This window comes from Vibrio albus, from assembly GCF_003144035.1.
Lineage (GTDB): Bacteria > Pseudomonadota > Gammaproteobacteria > Enterobacterales > Vibrionaceae > Vibrio > Vibrio albus.
Map to the genome: position 1 here is coordinate 63538 of NZ_QFWT01000005.1, position 21822 is coordinate 85359.

Annotated in this window: 20 protein-coding genes, 1 pseudogene and 1 riboswitch; of the genes and pseudogenes, 12 read left to right on the forward strand and 9 right to left on the reverse strand. The window is 43.6% G+C overall.

Annotated features, from left to right (window positions below):
• Positions 1-15: 15 nt before the first annotated feature.
• The 3 genes from DI392_RS10250 (at position 16) to DI392_RS10260 (ending at position 3625) form a co-directional block, all read left to right on the forward strand.
• Positions 16-282 (forward strand): DUF5062 family protein, encoded by a 267-nt coding sequence (locus DI392_RS10250; RefSeq protein WP_109319819.1) that lies wholly within the window; start codon positions 16-18, stop codon positions 280-282.
• A gap of 114 nt (positions 283-396) precedes the next feature.
• Positions 397-3036: a cation-translocating P-type ATPase gene (locus DI392_RS10255; protein ID WP_109319820.1), complete on the forward strand. Its 2640-nt coding sequence runs from the start codon at positions 397-399 to the stop codon at positions 3034-3036.
• A gap of 226 nt (positions 3037-3262) precedes the next feature.
• On the forward strand, positions 3263-3625 hold the full coding sequence (locus tag DI392_RS10260) for a hypothetical protein (RefSeq protein WP_109319821.1): 363 nt from the start codon (positions 3263-3265) through the stop codon (positions 3623-3625).
• Between the two features lie 39 nt (positions 3626-3664).
• Here the strand turns inward: DI392_RS10260 and DI392_RS10265 are convergent, their stop codons facing one another.
• Positions 3665-4342: a YiaD family glycine zipper/OmpA-like lipoprotein gene (locus DI392_RS10265; protein WP_109319822.1), complete on the reverse strand. Its 678-nt coding sequence runs from the start codon at positions 4340-4342 to the stop codon at positions 3665-3667.
• Between the two features lie 280 nt (positions 4343-4622).
• On the opposite strand from DI392_RS10265, the gene DI392_RS10270 reads away from it, so the two are divergent.
• Positions 4623-5708: a protein kinase family protein gene (locus DI392_RS10270; RefSeq protein WP_109319823.1), complete on the forward strand. Its 1086-nt coding sequence runs from the start codon at positions 4623-4625 to the stop codon at positions 5706-5708.
• Between the two features lie 123 nt (positions 5709-5831).
• A complete protein-coding gene (locus DI392_RS10275; protein WP_109319824.1) occupies positions 5832-6314 on the forward strand; it encodes a phosphate-starvation-inducible protein PsiE in 483 nt (160 codons plus the stop codon).
• 1 nt (position 6315) lies between these two features.
• Here the strand turns inward: DI392_RS10275 and DI392_RS10280 are convergent, their stop codons facing one another.
• Positions 6316-6990: an SDR family oxidoreductase gene (locus DI392_RS10280; protein ID WP_109320046.1), complete on the reverse strand. Its 675-nt coding sequence runs from the start codon at positions 6988-6990 to the stop codon at positions 6316-6318.
• Between the two features lie 174 nt (positions 6991-7164).
• A riboswitch (TPP riboswitch) is annotated at positions 7165-7264 on the forward strand.
• A gap of 62 nt (positions 7265-7326) precedes the next feature.
• Between DI392_RS10280 and thiD the strand changes: the two genes are divergently transcribed.
• The 3 genes from thiD (at position 7327) to DI392_RS10295 (ending at position 10226) form a co-directional block, all read left to right on the forward strand.
• Positions 7327-8187 (forward strand): bifunctional hydroxymethylpyrimidine kinase/phosphomethylpyrimidine kinase, encoded by an 861-nt coding sequence (thiD, locus tag DI392_RS10285; RefSeq protein ID WP_109319825.1) that lies wholly within the window; start codon positions 7327-7329, stop codon positions 8185-8187.
• A 129-nt stretch (positions 8188-8316) separates the two neighbouring features.
• Entirely contained in the window at positions 8317-9222 is a 906-nt protein-coding gene (gene rimK, locus DI392_RS10290) for a 30S ribosomal protein S6--L-glutamate ligase (RefSeq protein ID WP_109319826.1), read from the forward strand.
• On the forward strand, positions 9222-10226 hold the full coding sequence (locus DI392_RS10295; RefSeq protein WP_109319827.1) for a succinylglutamate desuccinylase/aspartoacylase family protein: 1005 nt from the start codon (positions 9222-9224) through the stop codon (positions 10224-10226). The genes rimK and DI392_RS10295 overlap by 1 nt, the downstream gene beginning before the upstream one ends.
• 108 nt (positions 10227-10334) lie before the next feature.
• On the opposite strand, the gene DI392_RS10300 is transcribed toward DI392_RS10295, so the two are convergent.
• Positions 10335-10865: a hypothetical protein gene (locus DI392_RS10300; RefSeq protein ID WP_109319828.1), complete on the reverse strand. Its 531-nt coding sequence runs from the start codon at positions 10863-10865 to the stop codon at positions 10335-10337.
• 146 nt (positions 10866-11011) lie between these two features.
• Here DI392_RS10300 and DI392_RS10305 point away from each other — a divergent pair, with 146 nt between their 5' ends.
• Positions 11012-12931, forward strand: a complete 1920-nt coding sequence (locus DI392_RS10305) for a winged helix-turn-helix domain-containing protein (protein WP_245884018.1) — start codon at positions 11012-11014, stop codon at positions 12929-12931.
• 46 nt (positions 12932-12977) lie between these two features.
• Here the strand turns inward: DI392_RS10305 and DI392_RS10310 are convergent, their stop codons facing one another.
• The 6 genes and pseudogenes from DI392_RS10310 to DI392_RS10335 all read right to left on the reverse strand — a co-directional run.
• Positions 12978-14678 (reverse strand): sensor domain-containing protein, encoded by a 1701-nt coding sequence (locus DI392_RS10310; RefSeq protein ID WP_181388402.1) that lies wholly within the window; start codon positions 14676-14678, stop codon positions 12978-12980.
• A 245-nt stretch (positions 14679-14923) separates the two neighbouring features.
• Positions 14924-16414: a methyl-accepting chemotaxis protein gene (locus tag DI392_RS10315; RefSeq protein ID WP_181388403.1), complete on the reverse strand. Its 1491-nt coding sequence runs from the start codon at positions 16412-16414 to the stop codon at positions 14924-14926.
• A 42-nt stretch (positions 16415-16456) separates the two neighbouring features.
• Complete coding sequence (locus tag DI392_RS10320) at positions 16457-16861, reverse strand: CHASE3 domain-containing protein (RefSeq protein WP_109319831.1); 405 nt, start codon at positions 16859-16861, stop codon at positions 16457-16459.
• Between the two features lie 436 nt (positions 16862-17297).
• Positions 17298-17582 (reverse strand): hypothetical protein, encoded by a 285-nt coding sequence (locus tag DI392_RS10325; RefSeq protein WP_109319832.1) that lies wholly within the window; start codon positions 17580-17582, stop codon positions 17298-17300.
• Between the two features lie 210 nt (positions 17583-17792).
• On the reverse strand, positions 17793-18137 hold the full coding sequence (locus DI392_RS10330; RefSeq protein ID WP_109319833.1) for a C-GCAxxG-C-C family (seleno)protein: 345 nt from the start codon (positions 18135-18137) through the stop codon (positions 17793-17795).
• A 92-nt stretch (positions 18138-18229) separates the two neighbouring features.
• A pseudogene (locus tag DI392_RS10335) lies at positions 18230-19249 on the reverse strand (PTS mannitol transporter subunit IICBA); the annotation flags it as partial.
• Positions 19250-19435: 186 nt separating this feature from the next.
• Between DI392_RS10335 and DI392_RS10340 the strand changes: the two are divergent.
• From DI392_RS10340 to DI392_RS10350, 3 genes are all read left to right on the forward strand, one after another.
• Entirely contained in the window at positions 19436-19717 is a 282-nt protein-coding gene (locus tag DI392_RS10340; RefSeq protein WP_109320048.1) for a hypothetical protein, read from the forward strand.
• A 381-nt stretch (positions 19718-20098) separates the two neighbouring features.
• Complete coding sequence (locus tag DI392_RS10345) at positions 20099-21322, forward strand: MFS transporter (RefSeq protein WP_245884020.1); 1224 nt, start codon at positions 20099-20101, stop codon at positions 21320-21322.
• On the forward strand, positions 21319-21822 hold the full coding sequence (locus DI392_RS10350; protein ID WP_109319835.1) for an NUDIX hydrolase: 504 nt from the start codon (positions 21319-21321) through the stop codon (positions 21820-21822). Before DI392_RS10345 ends, DI392_RS10350 begins: the two co-directional genes overlap by 4 nt.

Consider the following 21822-nt stretch of genomic DNA (forward strand, 5'->3'; position numbering starts at 1 on the left):
AACTATGGTGAGCATATGTCGAAAACAGCAAAGATTAATAATGAAGATAAGCTGTTTAAAAAAGCGCTGGAAGTCGGTTGCAAGATGGCAGAGATGCAGGGATTCCCGTTAACAAATAAAAATACGTCTCCGGCAATTAAGGCGAAAGCTGTGTATTTATTTCTGGTGGAAGTTAACCAGATTACCCCACTTCCGGCTGACAAATTAGATGGAAAGAACATTAAAAAGCGCCTGGCGCTCTGGATTCATCACGCGTTGCCAGACGATGATCCTTTGAAGTAGGTCATGCTGCTTTAGTCGCCAACGGGAGCGACATGTCAGATTCTGTGTAGATTGCCACTCTCGTTTAGTACGTACATGTCCTATGGATCGGGGATGTACAAAGGAGTAACGAGAATGGTATCCGTACAGGTGAATGCAGATAAAAACAATCTGGATCCTTTGTCTGGATTGACGCAAAAAGAAGCCGAGAAGAGGCTAAAAAAATTTGGGCCTAACTGCTTACCTTCTCCTCCTTTGGCGGGGCCTTTGATCATCTTTTTGCGTCAATTTCTGAGTCCGTTTATTTATATTCTGTTTATTGCCGCAGTGGCGTCCTTTCTTCTTGGTCAGAACCCAAGTGGTATTTTTATTCTCGCTGTACTGTTTCTTAATGCCATTATCGGCACCATACAGGAGTACTCCGCACAACGTTCCGCCGCTGCCCTTCGCAATATGGTGAAAGGGGAGACTCACGTGATTCGTGATGGGATAGGGCAGACTATCAATGTTGAGGATGTGGTTCCGGGTGATCTGGTTATATTGTCCTCGGGTGACAAAGTGCCGGCCGATGTGCGGTTATTGTCGAGTCAGAACCTGGCCATTGACGAATCCCTGCTTACCGGGGAATCGCTGGCTGTCAGTAAAAATGCGCAGGCAGACGTGGCGGATGACGCACCATTATCAGAAAGGGTCAACCAGTGTTTTGCCAGTAGTATTATCACTCATGGGCGGGCACAGGCTATTGTGACTGCCACAGCGACGAATACTGAAATTGGTAAGATTGCCAGCCATGTTACTCAGGAGCGAGTCTCTGAGCCACCTTTGATGATCAGAATTCGTCGTTTTACCTATCAGGTTGCCGGGGGCATATTTGTCGCAATCTTAGGCCTGACTCTTATGATGCTATTAAAAGGGGGCTATGACAGAGAAGCGATTATTCTGATGACAATAGGCTTAGCGGTTTCTGTTATTCCTGAAGGCTTGCCTGCTGCTCTGACGGTTGCATTGGCCATAGGTATGCGTCGTATGGCGAGAGCTAATGTCATCATACGTAAGCTTGTTGCTGTGGAAGGGCTTGGTTCTTGTACCTTTATCTGTTCTGACAAAACCGGCACATTAACGGTAAATGAACTGACAGTCCATCAGGTCGTACTGCCGGATAACAACATTTACCGCGTTACCGGAGAAGGAGTTTCACCCGGGGGTAAGATTTGCGGTGATACAGAAAAAAAGCATTTACGTCAGTTGTGTATTGCCGGTGTATTAGCCAATGAAAGCCACCTGGATTATGCCGGAGGAGAGTGGGTTTCAGACGGTGATATCGTTGATATTGCCTTTCTTGTGCTGGCGAAGAAGTTAGGCATATCGATAAAAGACCTCAGACGTCGCCAAACCCAGATTGAACTCATCCCATATGAACCAGAAAAAGCCTACTGCGGCAGTGTTAACGTTGACGGTGATACCGCATGGCTTTATGCCAAAGGCAGCCCGGAAAAAATGCTGTCCATGTGCAATAGAATGCAAACCGAACAGGGGCCGGTGGATATTGACAGGCAGTTGCTAGAGACACAGTTCGAGTCTCTGGCAACTCAGGGTTACCGGCTAATTGCGTTAGCGAAAAGGGAAATTACCGTAAATGGGCAGCGCAAACTGGAACAGATGTGTTTTCTCGGTATGGTCGCCATGATAGACCCGGTCCGTAAAGAAGCGTGCTCGGCTCTTGATCGTTGTCGTTCTGCAGGGGTTGAAGTTGCCATGGTGACCGGAGATCACCCCGCTACTGCTAAGTCTATTGCGATGGAGCTTGGGCTTTGTCAGGAAGAGGATCAGGTTGTTACCGGGAGCATTATTCAACAGACTATTATCAAAGGGCAAACTGCTTTTGATGAGCTGATTCGTCCGGCACGTGTATTTGCACGAATAGAGCCGCAGCAAAAGGAGCTGATTGTTGATAGCTTTATGCGGCAGAACCACTTTGTTGCTGTGACTGGTGACGGCGTTAATGATGCCCCGGCTATGCGACGGGCTAACACCGGTGTAGCCATGGGTAAGCGGGGAACCGATGTGGCAAAAGAGACCGCGGATCTTATTATTACCGATGATAATTTCGCTTCTATCGTATCTGGTATAGAGCAGGGGCGGGTTGTCTATAACAATATCCGAAAGGTTATCGCTCTGCTGATAGCCACTGGGTTTTCTGCCATTTTGTTGTTCTTTCTGACGGTAGTTGCTGGTTTACCAATGCCGATGATTGCGGTGCAGCTGCTCTGGCTTAACCTAGTGGCAAATGGTCTGCAGGATGTCGCTCTGGCCTTCGAGCCAAAAGAAGGCAATGAACTGACCCACAGTCCCAGAAACCCGAGTGAACCGGTATTCGACAAAAAGCTGATAGAACATGTTCTTATATCTGGCACTGTCATGGGTGGATTGGCCTTTCTTAATTACTTTCTGGCTCTACGGTCTGGTGAAAGCGTTGAACAGGTGAGAAACCTGACACTTATGCTGATGGTTATTTTTGGTAATATTCACGCACTGAACAGCCGTTCGGAAACCCGCTCGCTTTTTGCTCTGCCCATCAAAACAAATCTGTTTTTAATGTGCGCCGTTCCTCTCGCGCAACTGGTGCATATTGCGGCCATGTATACGCCGGGCCTCAGCGACATTCTGGAAATTCAGCCTATATCCCTGCGGCAGTGGGGGCAGCTTCTATTCATTGCTTTAAGCCTGTTAGTGGTTGAGGAAATCCACAAGTGGTGGCGTCGTAAAGAAATATGAGGAGAGCCAGATGTATTCTTTACTGAGCATCAACCAGAATCTGACAAATTTCTATATTGCCTGAATATACTGAATAAACGGTATAAGTGACCGTGTTTCTTTAAGATGAATCGATACGAATACTGTTTGTATTTGCCCAAAGATGAGACTGGCTGTCAGTCTCATTAATTGATGAATATATCAATCTATACTTACCAGTAAGCTCGATAAAAGAAGAGGAAAACCAATGAAAAAATTATTACTTCTTACGACGTTGATAGCCTCTTGTAGTGTGATGGCTGAAAAACCTTCATGGGCGGGAAAAGGAAAACCAGACTCTGATAACCTGCGAGAAAATTCAGGACTAATGGTCGGTCTGGACTGTGAAGCGGGCGATGATGCCTGTAAAGAAAGGCTCAAACAGCGGCAGGAATTTGAGAAAGAGCAACAGAAGCGATCTGCTGAACAGCGTAAAGAGAGAATAAAGCAGAAAGAGGAACACCTGAAAGAGCTTGATAAGCGCCGCGAAGAGCAACAGAAAAAGATGCTGGAGCTGGAAGAAGAACGCTTGAAACTGCAAGAAGAACTGGAAAGAGAAAGAGCTCTGTAAGTGCATGAAAACGGCCCCGGATAGGGGCCTGTTATGCAGTTACTTATTTAGGGGAAGAATACTGATCTCAACCCGACGGTTACAGCGGCGTCCGGTCGATGTGTTGTTTTCGCAAATCGGATAACGCTCACCCATGCCCTGAATCATCATTCGTGTGGCGGCTACATTCTGTCCGCTTAAATAAGCCCGAACTGAATTCGCACGTTTCTCCGATAAAGTCTGGTTATAGCTGTCGCTGCCAGTACTGTCTGTATGGCCTGTAATCAGTAGTTGGGTATCAGGGTATTCCACCAGAATACGGGCAACACCATTTAGCGTGTTATAGATACTGGTATCCAGATAGTAGGAATCAGACTGGAAGCCGATACCGTTTTCCATCACCAGAACCAGCTGGTTTTCACTCACACGTCGTACCTGAACACCAGAGTTCAGCAGTTCTTGGCGCAAGGCGGCTTCCTGCTGATCAAAGTAATAACCGACCCCGGCTCCTACAGCGGCACCACCGGCGGCACCAACAATCGCACGTCTACGGCGCTCTTTGGCACTATCTCCCGTAGCCAGCCCGGCAATCGCTCCGGCAACGGCACCAATAATCGCACCTTGTGTAGCAGAGTTGGTTTCCATTTCACCAGTGGTGGCATTTTGTCGTTGTGTCGATGTGGATTCACAGGCGGTCAGAGAAAAAATAATGGCTAAGAAAAGTGCTAGCTTTTTCATTTTAGTTCCTTACAGATTTAAGCTTAATCAGCATTATAAGTCATTGTCGATACCGCTAAGTATAGCGGAATAAGATAAAAATAAGGTCATAGAAGTGTAATTTAGACAAGGAAGAATGAACCAACCTCTTAAAAGGTAAACAGTTATCTTTGTCATCTATATCTACACCTTTGTTCTCATCCCTTATGTGCTTTCTTTTAGGGTGTTTTTATTTTCAGCCGAGTAGGTCTTAATGGCTTCAGGCGAGAGTGTGTCCTAATGAGAGAAGGAAGAGAAAACCATGAATAAACGCCAGCGTGAACAGGTAGAGTTCGATGAGAGTGGTAAGAATATGGTTGTCGGAGAGGCAGAACGCTGTCCGGTGCCTCCTGACACTTTAGCGCAGATGACCGCCGGATCAGATTATGTTGTTCAGGTGATTGAATCCGGACTTACGGCTGAAATTTTCCGTATCCGGGTGAGTGGGCAGGATTACACGTTAAAGAAAAAGCGTCCGATTGCGAAAGTGAATAATATTGACGGCAAATACTCATTTCTTAATGAAGTACAACGGCGTCATGATTTTGAGCAGTTGAAATCCCAGCCGGTCTGGAAGCAGGCATTCTCTAGTATTGTTAATACCGTTTATGCCGACTACCGCCTTGGTATTATTCTTTCTCCATGGATTGAAGGGGAGCCGGTTAAGAAGGTAGACAACGCTTTCCTGACACAGTTGCTGCAAGTGTTGACGGCCTGTGAGAAAAACGGCTTGATGGAATGGGATTTATGCAGCGGAAATATGCTGGTCGATCACAATGGAAAGCTTTGGCTGTTCGACTTTGGTTATATGTACCCGTTTGATCCGTTGAAAGAATTTAACAGTAATGGTCTTTCTGATCCTATATTCCATGCGGTGGAGCGGTTTGAAACGCGTTTCTTCTTCGGTTGGTTGTTACGGCAATCATTCCCGGAAGAAGAACAGTTATCTCTATTCAAAGAGTTGAAGCAGGCTGCTGTGACGGCTTATCGAGATAAAATTGACTGGTTGGTGGATAATGGGGCTGAGAGTCGGGTGATCCGTCATGTCGAAAGTATGGTCCTGTTATGGCAAGAAGCTCTGGAGAATCATGAGGCGCTGGAGAATACTTTTCGTCTTGAAGCCTTCCGTTCCCATGTTCTCGATATTGAAGATGATCTCCATGGTGAATCTTGTACGTCACTGACACTGAAGCGGATTGATTATGTGATGACCGCTTTAGAAAGTCGCTATACCTATCTGCGGGAGAATGGTGCTCTATTTTATGCCAATGAAGATAAGTCTCAGGATGAGTTGCTACTTTTGTACCGAGACAAACAGAAACTCGCTCACTCTTTTCAGTTAAGTTAGATTTTGAAAAAGAAACACGCTTTAGCAAAAAAAGATAGGGTAGCCTGACCCGTGAATGGAACAGTTGACCTTATGTGATAATAACAATTATTCTGGTTATATCGTCAATCAGGGATGAGTTGTATGGAAACGAATTTGCCGAAAAACTTCACCAGAATGTTTTTAAAGATATACCATATTGTTGAAGCGATACTTCTGGTCGCTATCACATTAGCGACCTTATTCGCTATAAGTAATGAATTTCTCCATGTCTTTACTGAACAGAGTGTTTTACTCACCGATATTCTGCTGATGTTTATCTATCTGGAAGTACTTTCCATGGTGCAGCAGTTTGTGACTCACGGCAAAATCCCGGTTAGATACCCGATTTACATTGCGATTATGGCCATTGCCCGTTACATCACGCTGGGAATGAAAGAGCTGGATGGGGTCTTTGTCGTTTGGTTATCTCTTGCCGCATTGATTCTTGCTATAGCAACGTTGGTGATTCGTTTAGGGCACTATTACTGGCCATATGAAAGAATAGTGAAACGCTACCACCCTCTGGACCGGAAATTGGCCCAGCGGGGAGAGAGCAGAGTCGATATAAAGGAGGAGGTTGATTAGATTATTCTAATTCTACTGGCGGGCGGAATGTCATGTCATGCATGACCACGTCGTCCGGTAGTTCAAGAATACAGTTAATCGTCTTCGCGACGCTTTCTGCACTCATATATTGTGGACGTTCGGCCTCACGGAAGTTGGTATCAGTGCCTCCCGGAAACAGGGTAGTGACTTTAATGCCGTGAGGCTGGGCTTCTTTCATCAGTACGGCACTGAAACCCGCAAAGCCTTGCTTCATTGCCGTATAAATACTCATTGTTTCGTTAGAGCGCTTCGCCACGGTGCTGGCGACATTGATGATATAACCTTGATTCACCGGCTTCATCACCTTGAGCGCTTCCCGGCTCAACAGGGCCGGTGCCCGCAAATTGATGGCATACTGCTCTTCAAATTCATCCAGAGTAAATTCATCAATCGGACATTTTCTGGAAATCATACCGGCATTGTTGACCAGTACATCCAGAGTTCCCAGCTTTTGACACGCCTCTTTAAACATGTTGATTGTCTGGGCGGGATCACTCAAATCAGCGGCAATGGTATGACAATGAGTTAAAGACTGCAGTTCAGCCAGTTTCTCTTGATTGCGCCCCGTAGCGACAAGAGTATGTCCTTTTTCAGATAGAAGTTTTGTCAGCGCATAGCCGATACCGCTGGTGGCTCCTGTGATCAATATATTCATATGCAGTCCCTGTAGAAATAAAGTCATATATCAGTGAATGCTACTGTAACATACCGTATCCGATATTGGAGGTGACGGAATGGTTCAAGCCTTGTGAGTTGCCGGTTTTCTATTCTGTGTGGCAGAGTGAGAAGAATCTTTAGATAATGGCCTGAATTCATAGTAGTATTCAGAGCCACATAGTCGGGGTGCCGAAAGGCTGAGATCGCAAGTTGCGAGACCCGTTGAACCTGATTCAGTTAATACTGGCGTAGGGAACTATAACTCTTGTAAGAGATAGTGTATCCATATCTCTTTGATGGAATAGGTTCCTGCATGCCAGTGTGAGGAGCTTATATGCCAGATGTGATTCAACCCTCTCACTCTTTATCTTCTGCTGTTCCTATTGTGCTGACTATTGCTGGTTCTGACAGTAGTGGTGGTGCGGGTATTCAGGCTGATATCAAAGCGATTTCCGCTACAGGCAGTTACGCCTGCTCGGTAATCACTGCGATCACTTCCCAAAATACTCTGGGTGTCTCGGGGGTATTTCCCATCCCTCCGGAGCATGTGGAAAAGCAGTTGGAGGCCGTCTTTTCTGATTTGAATGTTGCCGCGGTGAAAGTCGGTATGCTAGCCGATAGCGATATTATTCAAACTGTTGCAAAAAAGATCAGGCAATATCAGCCGCAGTTTGTGGTCGTCGATCCCGTAATGGTGGCGACCAGCGGCGATCCGCTGCTGGCGGAATCGGCGGTTCACGCATTGAAGTCAGATTTGCTTCCTCTGGCCGATCTGATTACTCCGAATTTACCCGAGGGGGCAGCGTTAACCGGGCTACCTGTACCGGAAAACTCGGCTGATATGTCGTCGATGGTCTCAGAACTTCGTCAGACAGGTGCCAAAGCGGTGCTGTTAAAAGGCGGGCATCTGGAGCAGGACGAGAACAGTAATGATTTGCTGATCTTTCCGGGCCATACTGAATTACTGACCGCAAAAAGAATTCACTCAGATAACACTCACGGTACCGGATGTACTCTTTCTTCTGCTATCGCTTCCTATCTGGCTCAGGGACATAACCTGCTTGAAGCGGTTACCTTAAGTAAAGCTTATATTTCTCAGGCTATTGCCCATGCGGATCAGTTAGATATCGGTAAAGGACATGGTCCGGTTCACCATTTTTTCCACAGTGACGGGGTACATCACCCATCTAATTAAACAGAACGATAGCAGGGAATGCTCAACAATTTTATTTCATCGACAGGATAAAATTAATTTGTTTTTCATTGATCCGAATAGGGTATATGGTCACGCCAAATTACCTACCCAGCTATTCGGAATCACGTTATGCGTATTGCTATCTTATCTGTTGAGCCATCAACTTATTCAACCCAAAGACTGAAAGAAGAAGGGGAAGCCCGGGGTCATCAGGTTGATATTATTGATACCTTGCACTGCTACATGGATATTACCAGCAGTAATCCTAAGGTTCGTTATAAGGGTGAAGAGCTTCCCCGTTATGATGCGGTGATCCCGAGAATTGGCTCGTCTATCACTTTCTACGGCACAGCGGTTGTTCGCCAGTTTGAGATGATGGGAACCTTCTGCGTTAACGAATCTCTGGCCATCAGCCGTTCCCGGGATAAATTACGATCGTTGCAACTGTTGTCACGTAAAGGCATTGGCCTGCCCCGGACCGGGTTTGCCAGCAAACCAGATAATGTAAAAGATCTGATTGCCAATGTGGGTGGGGCTCCTCTGGTGATTAAATTACTGGAAGGTACTCAAGGGATCGGCGTTGTACTTGCGGAAACCACCAAAGCGGCTGAAAGTGTGATCGAAGCGTTTATGGGGCTGAAAGCGAATATCTTAGTGCAGGAATTTATCAAAGAAGCGGAGGGTGCCGATATCCGCTGTTTTGTGGTGGGTAATAAGGTTATTGCCGCGATGAAGCGTCAGGCGGAAGCCGGTGAGTTTCGTTCAAACCTGCACCGGGGCGGGGAAGCCAAAGTGGTCAGACTGAGTAAAGAAGAGCGCATGACAGCCGTCAACGCGGCAAAAGCCATGGGCCTGAACTTGTGTGGTGTGGATATTCTGCAGTCACACCGGGGGCCAGTGGTGATGGAGGTGAATTCATCACCCGGTCTGGAAGGTATTGAAAAAGCGACAGGAAAAGATGTTGCTGGAACGATATACGAATTTATTGAAAAAAATGCCAAGCCATACACAGGCCGGGGCCGGGGTCAGGGATAATGCAAAACATTCTGACCATTGCGGAACATGATATTGCCCCGGGAGAAAAGTGTCAGCTCGATATTCCGGTTGCCAGCCTGTATACGAACACTGATGTGTCTATCCCTGTTTATGTGCAGAGGGCAAAACGTAAAGGGCCGGTTGTTTTTGTCAGTGCGGCCATACATGGCGATGAACTGAATGGTATTGAGGTCATTCAGCGGTTAATTAAAGCTAACCTCAATATCATCAGGGGAACGATCATCCTGGTTCCAATGGTGAATGTGTACGGGGTTTTGAACCAGAGCCGTTATCTTCCGGACCGGCGGGATCTCAACCGCAGTTTTCCCGGTTCGGCGAAAGGTTCACTGGCTGCCAGACTGGCACACACCTTTATGAAGAATATTGTGAACCAATGTGATGTGGGTATCGATATGCATACCGGAGCCATCCATCGCTCTAACCTTCCTCAAATAAGAGCCAATCTGGAGGATGAGCAGACACTGGATCTGGCAAGAGCATTCGGGGTGCCAGTTCTGCTAAATGCCTCTCTGCGTGATGGTTCTCTCAGAGGGGAAGCGATTGAATATAAAATCCCGGTTCTGATATATGAGGCGGGAGAGGCTCTCAGACATGATGAGCTTTCTATTCAGGCTGGATATCAGGGCGTCGTTAATGTTCTGATGTATTTGGGACTTATGAGAAAGAACAGAAGAAAAAGACGTATTGATCCTTTTGTCGCGAACAAAAGCGAATGGATCCGGGCTCCGGGCAGTGGGTTTGTTAATGAGTTTGTTAAACTGGGAGAACAGGTCGAAAAAGGACAGATTCTGGCTGAAATAAACTCCCCTTTAGGTGAGCTGATACAGCATGTGGTATCCACCCGATCCGGAATTATCATCGGCAAACAGAACATCCCTCTCGTTCAGGAAGGCGATGCTATGTTTCATATCGGATATTTTGGTAAAGACGCTGACGAAGTCGCAGGGCATATCGAGATGATGCGGGATACTTTGTTACTGTAACGGATATGAATTAGTCATTGATATTAATTGCAATTACCGCTGTTGGTATGACGTAAGCCCAGGCACTCATTACAGGTGCCTGGGCTTTTTTATGTTTCAATCAATGGCCTACATACCTTTATTACCCAGTGGAACCATAATGTGTGCGAAAGGGGTGTCTTTCCACATGACATAAGGGCCACCGTTATAAGGGTCGTCACTGATGCCTTTCAGTAATTCTTTGGGAACCACTATCATCACATGAGGGCCTTCCTGAACCCATACGTCCCCATTGTTTGGATCTGAGGCCATAGGGTTAGCGTTACTGACATTGGCATCGCCCTGCATCATATAAGAGATACCGATGCGGTCTGTAGAGAAAGGCTTACCTTCTGCTGCTGCTTTAAGAAATTCTGTCCATACCGGATCATTACACATTGGATGCATATCTCCAGGCATGATTGGGATACCAGGGTAGCATTTCCAGTTTGAGTTTCCTTCCTTCAGTACCGTACCATCGGCATCCAGTATGGTTGCTTTTTCGCTCAGTTCAGAATGAGCCGCACTTTGTGCTCGCTCAATCTTGGTGGTATTGGCGGAAGCTGAGCAACCGACTAGGCCTATGGCTAAAGTCATCAGGAAAGCCTTAAAGAATGTCATGGAACCTCCTGTTTCTTTCAATTCTCATCCGTAAATATAGCCAAAATTGATAGTATTAATAATGAGAATTTGATGAGTTTTTCATGTGAGAATGATTGCGTCTACTATTCTCGATAGTAGGGAAAAGCAATCAAAGGAATATCATCGTGGATTCAGTCATAGAGATAACACGAGCGGCAGAATTAAAGCTTCTCGAGCAGATTCTTGACACGAAGGGACCTGATATTATCGGTCTTTATGGTATCGCCGGGATAGGGAAAAGTATGTTGGTGAACAGTTTGGTGAAACGACATCCAGATTGCTGCATCAAGATCAACTGTCAGTTGATCGAGCCGACTCCTCATGCATTTATTAAGCAGTTACAGACATTGGTGAACAGTCAGGCGGATCTGAGTTTACTCCGCGATGATATTTCTCCTGGGACCATTTTGGTATTGGATCAGTTTGAGTCTTTCACACTTATGGAGTCATGGCTGAGGCGCGACTTTATACCAGCGATGAACGGGCAACTGAAACTCGTTTTTTCGGGTCGTTTGCACCCGGATATGCAGTGGGTGATCAACCCTCCGGATAATACCGAGTTTCGAGCTTTGAAGCTTAGCAGCCTGTCTTTCAATTCTGCGCTTCATTACCTCGAACATCAGGGACACTCTCATTCAAAGGCGGTAAGCATTAACCATTTTGCAAATGGCCACCCGTTAGCCATGCAACTAGCCAGTTCCGCAGTACGGGCACAGCCAGAAAGGTGTCTGAGTGATGCGCCCCCTAATGAAGTCATTCAGATCCTGGTCCACTATTTTGCTGAGGATATAAAAGAGCCTGTTTTGCGTCAGGCGCTGGAAGCGACCTCTGTTGTCAGAAGAATTAATGAATCTATCCTTTCTGAGATGTTAAAGCTTGATAGTTGTACAAGTGAGGAACTTTTTGAGCGGTTAAGGAAAATTGATTTTATTGAACATAGGGAAGACGGTCTTAGTCTGCATGAGGTATTAAAAAATGTCTTGTCTGCGAATCTGAAGGCACGCTATCCCGATGGGTATGGTATATATCGTGACCGCGCATGTCGCATATTGTTAAGAGAAATGCAGACAGCACCCGCCAGTCAGTTGTGGCGATATACGGCTGATATCCTTTATCTGGTAGAAAATCCCGTTATTCGTTCAGCGTTTTTCCCGCCGGATGATGTTAGGGAATACAGCGTGGAGCCTGCGAGAGAAGCTGATAAGGCCTCTGTAATGGGTATTGTTGCTCTACATGAGCCGGTGAATAGCCTTGATATCTATGAGTGCTGGTGGCAGCAACAGATCAATGTTTTTCACTGTGTTAAAAATAGTGAAAACAGAGTGGTGGGCTTCTATTGCCTGATAAAGCCGGATGAAGTGCCACCTACATTGCTGCGCTCAGATCCTGTTACGGATGCCTGGTGTAAGCATGTGAAGGTCAATAATAATGATAAGCCGGGACAAAATTTGTTTATCCGACGCTGGCTTTCCCATGAGGAAGGGGAGTCGGCCGGGGGTGTACAGGCTGCCTGCTGGCTGGATATTAAGCGAACATATCTGGAGATGAGGCCGAAGCTAAGGAATGTATATTTAACACTATGTGACCTGAAACCTTATGCTCCGGTGGCTGTTGAGTTGGGTTTTCAGGTACTAGGTACGGAAATAGATATTAATGGACAACGTTATTATACAGCCATGTTAGATATGGGGGCTGGCTCTGTTGATGGCTGGATCTCTAAGAGGCTCCTTAATGAGATTCGTCAGGATGCGGAAACCATGGATTATCCATCCTGGTTTGATTTGAAGGCAAGGCAAGTTAACCTGCATGGAAACAGAGTTGATCTTACCCCGTTAGAGTTTGGCACTCTGGAGCTGCTTATGAATAATCAGGGGATCGCTGTTTCGCGTAAGGAATTACTCAGGAAAGTCTGGGATATTGACTATGAAGGTTCCAGTAATGTGGTGGATACCATAGTCCGTTCTCTCAGAAAGAAGCTATATGAGCAATCTTCTGCGATTCAGTCAGTGCGTGGTGTGGGCTATAGGTATATGAAAAGTAGTTAAAATTTACTTTTTATAGGCTTTGATTTAGTTACTGCAGCTCTAACGATCATTTATTTCTGGAAATATCGACAATTGGCTCATGATCATGAACAGGAAATAACTCATTAGCTGGTAATGGTTTACAAAATAAATAGCCCTGGGCAGTATCGCATCCAAGTGATAATAAGTAATTTAGCTGTTCTTCATTTTCTACACCTTCAGCGATGACAGTCAATCCCAAATTATGTCCTAATCCAATTATAGACTTTACGATAGCTTGTTCGTGCTTATCAATAGTTATTTCTTTAATAAATGACTTATCAATTTTTAAGGTGTTTACTCTTAATGTGTTTAAGTAAGATAGAGATGAATAACCAGTACCAAAATCATCTATAGATATGCTAAAGCCAACATCTATTAGTTTAGAACAAAGAGACATAATATTATCTGGGTCACTAACTAATATTGACTCAGTAACCTCCAGTTCTATTTTATAAGGAGATATTGATTCACTGTTCAATATTGAAAGTATATTCTCATAAAAATGTATATTCTCGATTTGTTGAACAGAGAGGTTAATTGCTACTCTGCCATTAAATGATTTTTTTTCTTTTTCCCATTGATTTAGCTGTTTACATACTTCTACAATCACCCAATTGCCAATAGATGTCATCATCTTATATTTCTCTGCAATCGGTATGAATTCCACTGGACTTATCATACCTAGATCAGCATCGTTCCAGCGAAGCAATGCCTCCATCCCATCGACTCGTCCTGTTTTTATATCTATTTTAGGTTGATATGCCAGCGATAGCTGATGGTTTTGTATCGCTAAATCCAGTTTTCTACTTAATTCTAGCTCTCTGGCATATCTGGAGCCAATATCTGCAGAGTAAGGCCTGTAACGGCAGTTTGATGTTTTGGCGCCATACATTGCCAAATCAGCTCTGGAAAGTACTTGTGTGAGTGTAATTCCATCTTTGGGCCATATAGCTGAACCTAAACTGGCGTCTAAATAATATTCTTGATTATCTATTGTAACTGGGGTTTGGAAGGAATTTACGATCCTTCGAGCTAGTTGAGATACACTCTCTTTCGACGCATTTTTGTGCACAACTACGAACTCGTCACCACCAACTCTTGCGATAAAATCATCTGAAGTAATAATGTTATCCAGACGACTTGCGATTGCTGTTAACGTTTTATCACCTAATAGGTGTCCAAATGTATCATTAAGTTTTTTAAATTGATTTAAATCAACAAATATAATTGCAAAATAATTTTCTTCTATCGGAGGTAAGGTGATGATTTTACCAACTTCTTCTATAAAATAAGCACGATTGTATACCTCAGTGAGGCTGTCAAAATGTGTTAATTTCTTTACGATTTTTTCAGAATTTTTCTTCTCGGTTATATCTTTTTTCTCTCCAAGATAACAAACCACATCTCCTATAGTGTTAGTAATAGGAGAAATGATAGCCTCTTCAATATATTCATGTCCATCCCGATGAATATTAATAAATTCTCCTTTCCACTGCTCTATTTTTTGTAATGTATGGAACATTTCTTTATAATTTTCTTTAGGTGTCTTTTTTGCACTTAGAATTCTTGGGTTTTTACCTAAAACTTCATGTGACATATAGCCACTTATTTCTTCAAATTTATTATTAACATAAATAATATTCATATTATTGTCTGTAATTACTACCGAATTTGAACTTTGATTGACAATAGAACGGTACAATAAGTACTTATCTTCGATAGCCATATCTGAAATACTACAATTGCATATGAATGATGACTGTAAAAATGGAGTAAGTTCTCGGTTCGCTTTTACAACATCCTGAAGTTTAAACTTAAATGGAATATTTATATTATTAGAACTATTCATATGAAGTTAGGTATATCTATATATCTATATAAATAGATATATTGTCATGAAAAGAAATATACTCATTAATACCTTTGTTTAATGAGTATATGAGATTCTCTCTGCATAAATCCAGATTCAGTTTAGATCTTAAACTGTGTTACAAGTTGGCTAAGTTGTTCTGCCAGTCGGGCAATTTCAGTACTGGAACTGCGAGTCTGGTTTGCTGCTACAGAATTTTCTTCGGCGATTCGTTTCACATTCACAACATTTTCATTAATGCTTTCTGCCACTGAGCTTTGCTGTTCGGATGCGCTGGCAATTTGCATATTCATATCGTTGATAACACTGATAGCACAAGTAATAGCATTTAGTGCGGATCCAGTGTCATTGGCTTGTTGAACACAACGGTCTGCCTGAATTTTACCTTGTTGCATAACTTCGACGGTGCTTTGAGTCCCCGACTGTAACTGCTCAATGATAGTTTGAATTTGAGACGTTGACCCCTGGGTTCTTGCTGCTAAAGTCCGAACTTCATCCGCGACAACAGCGAATCCGCGTCCTTGCTCCCCCGCTCTGGCAGCTTCAATAGCAGCGTTAAGTGCAAGTAAGTTTGTCTGGTCGGCAATTTCTTTTATCACTTCCAGGATAGTGCTGATATTAAGAACTTCTTGTTGTACCGCATTTAATTTTTCAGAGGAATGATTTACGCTTTCTGATAATGAATTGATAGAGTTAATTGTCTCTTCAACAACTTTTGAGCCAGATATGGCTTCCTGATCAGCCTGGTTAGCTGCATCTGCCGCTTTTGCGGCATTATCTGCTACATCATGAACGGTTGTTGCCATCTCATTCATGGCTGTTGCCACCATTTCCGTTTCTGATTCTTGTTGAATGATACCTTCCGTAGTTTGTTCGGTAACAACCGCTAATTCTTCTGAGGCTGACGCCAATTCATTACTGGCACCTGAAATGGTCGATATCATTGATTTTAGGTTTGTCGCTGTATTTTGCATAGCCTCTAGTAATCGGCCTGTCTCATCTTTGCTGGTATTTCCCACATTAACGGTTAAATCACCTTGTGCCAACTGATTGGCTGCATCCACCGCTTTATGAATAGGTCTGGTAATATTCATTGTTAATAAATAAGCTGCAATCATTCCCAAGACAAGAGCAAAAACAGATAATATAAGCGTAACCTGAGTACTTCTGTCGGTACTTGTTGTAAGCTCAGAACCAACGGTACTCAATTCTTGCATAATTGAGAGTTTTATTTCTTCAGCATCTTTGGCAACCTTTGGACCAGCTGTTCTTAGTGTCCCATTTTGTATGTTATTTTTTTCATTAACTAAGTCACGAATATAATACATAGCCTCGATGTACTTTTTGCGTGCATTGTTCAGATCCGTAAGTTCTCTGCCTTGAAAGTCTTCAGATAAGTTTTTAATTTCTTCGGCTAAAGCGTTATCCATATATTTAATCGAAAGATTAAAATCATCATTAGTATTAGACTGCAAGAATTTTGAGACATAAAGACGTCCGATTAACATGTTTTTCTGTGCTTTATTTGCATGATGAATAATTTCACTATTATTATGCATATAAGCGGATTCGATGATATTTTCCAATGACACTATCATCTCTTCTCCACTGGAAACCAGTTGGTTTTCTGTAATTTATGATATTTTTCGTGTTAATTCAATAAGTTGTGAAAATGCGTTTTGGTAAGCACTGACAGTCGAATCAATGTCAGATATAAGTAAGGCTTGCTTAGGATTTTGTATATCCTGCTTTGCATCCTGTAAATGGTTTTGCATGTCGGACAAATAATGCTTGTATTTCTGTACACTTTCATCACTTTCTGTGGAAAAATAATTTATCACATTCATACGCATCATCAGTATATTCGTTTGGATATTACTTACCAAATTAGTATTACGTACGAATTCTCTATATTTTATTATTCCATCTTCCGCTTTTTTAAGTGACACTATACTAGTGCCTGAAACAGTCACTAATAGTGCGAGAACAATACAAAAGCCTAATCCTATTTTTAACCCCAGCCTAAGGTTCTTAAGCATACTATACCCTTATATTAATATTGTTATTAATAACTATTCTGACTACTTAAAATGAGCTAATATTTTCTATTCACTCTTGTACGCTAATTCCAGATTACCGAGCAACTCTCATCACTTATAATACCCTGAGTGGCTTTGCGTTTTTCTCTGTAGTGTATAAACCCAATATGACAACTTAATTAATTTCGGTGTTTGAGTCACATAAAAACTTAATAGGTGTTGACATCGGGTTCGTAATTTGCACACTCTAGCATTGCATGTCTATGCATTGCAATTGAACGAATTATAATTATTTGGAATAAAAACGACTAGGTTTATTGCTCTATTGGCTTGTTTGTTATTATCTTTTGATAAATTAATAAGTTAGTATTTATTCTACAAATGGTTTTTGATTTCTTCGTGTAAAAATTATGGAGCAGTAATCTGCCTATATGGTTTAAGCGAGAAAGTAGGAGCGTCTGTCCAAGCTCTTTCTAACGCCTAATTGTTCAAACTTATTCAGACAGTACAAACCTAACCAGCCTATACCAGTACCAGGTAAACCAACCAGAAGGGCACCCCATGTGAATTTATCAATTAGGTGTGGTTCTGAAATTAAATCAACGAATACTAAAAGTAGAAAAAGATCTCCCAGATACGCCAGAAAACCAAAGACCCCGGTTGCGATAACGCGGACTATTTCCGGAAGATTAAATAAGTCAAATTGATAGAAATTTTTCATCTAAACACACTCGAAGTATCGGCTTTTATTCACTAGTGGTGACAAAAGGCTAGTCAATTAAACACATATTCAGATGTTCGGTAAATTGGGTCAATCAAGAATAGAATTAAGATGTAGAAAGTGTCGGATACGACACACTGCAGGGGATGTCAAATAAATCGGTCAGAGTTCGTCTGGCTTATATTGATAATGGACGAGGTGTATTTGTTATTATTGGTTGTCTTTCACCTGCTCCTCTGCCAAAGAAGTAGCGAGCTTCACAAGCTCCCGACAGCCTTCTCGGCTTTCACGAATATCAGTACAGTAGATAGAACCTGTCTTTTGATGAAATTTATGCAGAAGTTTTTCTGCTGCCTGATTATCACCTGAAACCATTAATGCGGAGTAGATAGCGCCGCAGATCCCTCCTTCAGCCCGACCCCCACCTAATGCACTGGCCTGGTAGATTGTGATTTCGGAGATATTACGCTCCTGCTGAAAAGTTTTCAGTACAGATTGAGCGCAGTTATACCCTTCTTTACCATGGAAGTATTTGGCTGCCTGCTTAGATTTCATCTGACTATTCCTGTATATCGTGTTCGGCAACCTTAGCAAAATCCGCCGACCTTTACACCCGGAAAAATAGGGGTTTATTGCTGGGTCTGCTTGGTCGGTACCGTTTTTAACAGGATCGAGGCAACAATAAATGAGACGGCCATGGACGCAAAGATAGAACAGAGAACCCCAAACATAGACGACCTTGGTGCCATCAACATGACGGCAAAAATAGAGCCCGGAGAGGCTGGTGAGACCAATCCCGCATCAAACAGAGTCAGAGTAAACACACCAACCATGCCGCCGGCAATAGCGGCTAAAATCAGGCGGGGATTCATCAGAACATAGGGGAAATAGATTTCATGGATACCACCAAAGAAATGGATCACACTGGCACCTAAGCCCGTTCTTTTTGTGGCTCCGGGGCCAACAAATACATAGGCCAGAAGAATGCCCATACCCGGCCCTGGATTGGCTTCGATCAGGAAGAAAATCGACTGGCCAGCCTCATTAACCTGCTGGACACCCAGTGGAGAGAAAAGGCCGTGGTTAACCGCGTTATTCAGGAACATAATTTTCGCCGGCTCAACAAAAATAGATGTCAGAGGGAGAAGTCCGGCATTAATAAGAAAACTGACCGCACCGGTCAGGAATGTATTGATGACTGTCAGTGCCGGGCCTATCAGGTAATAGGCAATAACGGCTAGCATCATCCCTATGATGCCGGCGGACAGATTATTCACCAGCATCTCAAAGCCACGTTTTACTTTTCCTTCAATCTGCTTATCAAAGGTTTTAATGAAGTAGCCACCCAACGGGCCCAGTATCATTGCCCCCAGAAACATGGGAATATCAGTACCGACTATCGCCCCCATTGTTGCTGTGGTGCCGACAATCGCTCCGCGTTCACCGCCAACTAGTTTCCCGCCGGTATGCCCTATCAGCATTGGCAGCATATAGATGATCATAGGGTGAGTTAAGCTGGCTAATGCTTCGTTGGGTAACCATCCGGAAGGCATGAACAGGGCAGCGATAATTCCCCACGCAATAAAAGCGCCAATATTAGGAAGCACCATATTCGACAGAAAGCGACCAAAACTGTGTAACTTAATTTTTGTACTTGGCTGTAGCATAAAAAGTTGCCTATAGGTGATAAGAACGATTGTCACTCCTGATTTTAGGATGAATGGCGTACTTTTTAAATAAGTTATTGTATATTGGTGTGATCCTGCACATACGAATAGTACCTGTAACGATTTGAGAAAAAGAGTCTTTAGGGGAGATCGGTGGCATTTTTGCATTTATAAAGAGAGACCATGATGGCTAAAAAGCCGGATAGAATAACGGCTATGCAGCAGATCATTGATGCTGTTAAGGCTGAATTTCCGTTGTATCAGGAAGACACCTTTGTATGTGGGCCGGATAATACCTGTATTGGCTGTCCTAAGAAGCTAATGGAAATGGTGGATTCGGAGTTGCAATACTGGCAGTACCAGGTTGACAGAAGAATTCCACCGACATTCGATGAGCTTTACCGGTTCGGTAAAATGTGTAAAAACATCCGTCGGTCTTTAGTGCGCAATAACAGGATTCCTGCCTGATAGCACACTAATACAATTGCAATATTTACCATACAGTCTAAACTGAGAGCTGATCAAAAAGAGAAGAGTAATGATTATGACTTTCAAACAGGCTTATTTATATTTCTTTGCGTGGGCTGCCGGTCTGGGACTGGTTTTACCATTTATTGTCCTTTATTTGGCGGCCTCTCGCTGAGAATTAATACAATAATGTTATAGTCTGGAGGAAGCAGGCTACGCTCAACTGGTCTGCTTCTTCTTTTAATCACAATGTTCCTGTCCATTATCTGCTCCCTGCCTGCTCTTGTCTGACTAAACCCTTATAGAACGTGTTGTATTTTCATTATGCATTAATCGGTATACTGTCCTGACTTCATATTTCAGATTAGTCGAGACCTCATAGTGAAAAGTTCCTCTTCTCCCCGTTCATGGCAGACCCCCAAGAATTTTCTGATTCTTATTTCTATTGTTGTTCCGATTGCATTTTCGACCTGGATGGCTTTGCTGAATAATTTTGCTGTGGAAAAGGCGAACTTTTCTGGGGCGGATATCGGGTTGCTACAAAGCGTGCGGGAAATTCCCGGATTTCTGGCTTTCACTGCGGTATTTATTCTGCTGTTTATCCGTGAGCAGCGGTTTATGATTCTGTCGCTGATTATACTGGTGACGGGAACCATGATAACCGGTCTGTTCCCGTCTCTGGGTGGACTATTGTGTACGACTTTGCTGATGTCTACAGGGTTTCACTACTTTGAAACATTAAAACAGTCGCTGTCACTACAATGGTTGACCAAAGAAGAAGCCCCGGAAGTACTAGGCAAACTGATTTCTGTCGGAGCGCTTGCGTCTTTGTGTTCCTATGCGGGGTTATGGCTATTATTGGAATACTTCAAGCTGGATTATGTCTGGGCTTACGGTATCACGGGCGGAGTGGCTCTGACTGTCGTGATTATTATTGCTTTGTCTTTCCCTGTATTTGAAGCACAGACCGTGCAGACGAAAAAACTGGTTTTGAGAAAGCGCTACTGGCTTTATTACGCGTTAACTTTTATGAGTGGTGCTCGAAGACAGATCTTTACCGTATTCGCTGGTTTTTTGATGGTTGAGAAATTCCATTACTCGGCAGCTGATATTTCTCTGCTTTTTTTAATCAACTACTCATTTAACTGGCTGTTTGCTAAAAAGATCGGTCAGTTGATCGGTAAAGTCGGAGAGCGGAAGGCGCTTATCTTCGAATATATCGGGCTGGGTGTGGTTTTCACCGGATATGCTTTTGTCTGCTCGCCAGAGTGGGCCGCTGCCTTGTACGTCGTGGATCATCTGTTTTTTGCATTGGCTCTGGCAATAAAAACCTATTTCCAGAAAATTGCCGATCCGGCGGATATGGCCTCAACCGCAGGGGTGTCCTTTACGATTAATCACATTGCGGCAGTAGTGATCCCCGTTACCTTTGGTATGGTCTGGTTAATTTCACCTTCTGCCGTTTTTCTGATGGGAACCGGCATGGCCGTGGTATCACTGCTTCTTTCATTAAATATTCCAGAACATCCGCAGGAAGGTAATGAAGTCAGAATGTTTAAATGGACCGGTAAAAATCTGGCATCTGACACGGGAGGACAACAATGAGCTATTGTTGCCCAACGTGCGGACATCCGACACTGGAGGCGGTATCTGATAAGCAGTTTGTGTGTACAGAGTGTCAGTTTACGTTTTTCCAGAATGTTGCTGCTGCGGTTATGGTCGCGATTTGTTATCAGAGTGAGTTGCTGGTCGCGACCAGAGCACACGATCCCGGTAAGGGGATGTGGGATCTTCCGGGTGGGTTTGTGGATCCTGATGAGTCTCTTGAAGAGGCGGTTGTCAGAGAGCTGCGTGAAGAGTTGGGGATTGTGATTTCTGGAGCTCGGTATGTGTTTTCAAACAGCAATACCTATTTATATAAAGGTATAGAGTATAAAACCTGTGACGCTTTTTTCATCGTAGACCTGGATGAAAAACCCCTGATGCAGGCTCAGGATGATGTTGCCGCGATTGAGTGGGTCAAACTGGACGAGGTGGATCCAGATAAATTTGCTTTTGGCTCTGCCAAAAAAGCATTGCTTGAGTTAAAAAGAAAAGGGAGGTGA